At 64.5% G+C, this 1,098-nt stretch carries 1 protein-coding gene; it reads right to left on the bottom strand.

The features are described from left to right. A partial coding sequence (locus HP499_RS24490; protein ID WP_172326606.1) for a PLP-dependent aspartate aminotransferase family protein occupies positions 1 to 1,054 on the bottom strand: 1,054 nt, incomplete at its 3' end. Positions 1,055 to 1,098: the final 44 nt, after the last annotated feature.

Raw genomic sequence — 1,098 nt, 5'->3', positions numbered from 1 at the left:
CAATCAGTGACTCGACCCCGCCAAGGGATGTTGCAGGCAGCCACAGCTGCAAGGCACGGACCAGTGCGTCCGCGGCCTCGGCACCGCTGCGCTGTTCATCGCCGGCGATCTGGATGCAAAGGATGGACCCGAAGCCCTTCATCTGCGCTTTGGCGCGCTCGTGGCCGGGATCCGTGCGGAGGCCGGGGAAGCGGATGGCTTCCACGCGGGGGTGGCTGCTGAGGCGTTCAGCGAGCGTTGCCGCCGAAGCCTGCGAGCGCTCAATCCTCAGCGCCAACGTGCGCAGACCACGCAGCGCCAGCCAGGCCTCGAACGGTCCGGCGATGCCACCGTGGATGATGCGATGGTGCAGGAGCGTGGCGCGCAGTTGGGGGTTGGATGTCACCAGGGCACCCAGCACGACGTCCGAATGTCCGGCCAGGTACTTGGTCACCGAGTGAAGTACGACGTCGGCCCCCAGGCTGAGTGGCTGCTGCACCAAGGGCGTGGAGAAAGTATTGTCCGCCACGACGATCGCACCCACTGCGTGTGCGGCATCGGTCAGCGCACGGATATCGGCGATGCCGAGCATGGGGTTGGTGGGGCTTTCGAGCCAGAGGAGGTCCGCCGTCGTGCCGTTTTCCGGGTTAATGAGGGCCTTTACGGCGTCAGTGTCCGTAATGTCCACCGTGCGCAGTTCGAGGAAACCCTTCTCCGCCAACTCCGTTGCCATCACCAGTGAGCCGGCATAACTGTGGGAGGGCATGACCACAACGCCGCCGGCTGGTACCAGGGACAGTGCCGAACTGACTGCAGCGAGACCGGAGGCATACAGCAGGCCCGGAAGGGTGGCACCCTCCAGTTTGGCAAGTGCGTCCTCGAACGGATCCCAGGTGGGGTTGGCGTAGCGTCCGTAGCCACGGTCGCCGTCGCTCAATGAGCCGGTGCCGAAGTATGTGGAGGACAGGACGATGGGTGGATTGACCGGCTCATCATGGGCGCGCTCGGGGCGCCCGGCTGCAACGACAACGGTTTCCGGAGACAATTCGGCGGCATGCTGATCGGAAAGGCTCATGGTTTCAGCGTAGTGGGGGCAAAGGCTGTGGATGAAAGGTATGA

The organism is Paenarthrobacter sp. CM16, assembly GCF_013179505.1.
In the GTDB taxonomy this organism is placed as follows: Bacteria; Actinomycetota; Actinomycetes; order Actinomycetales; family Micrococcaceae; genus Arthrobacter.
The sequence above is the reverse complement of the archived record's forward strand: the minus strand, read 5'-3'. Positions and strand labels throughout refer to the sequence as shown.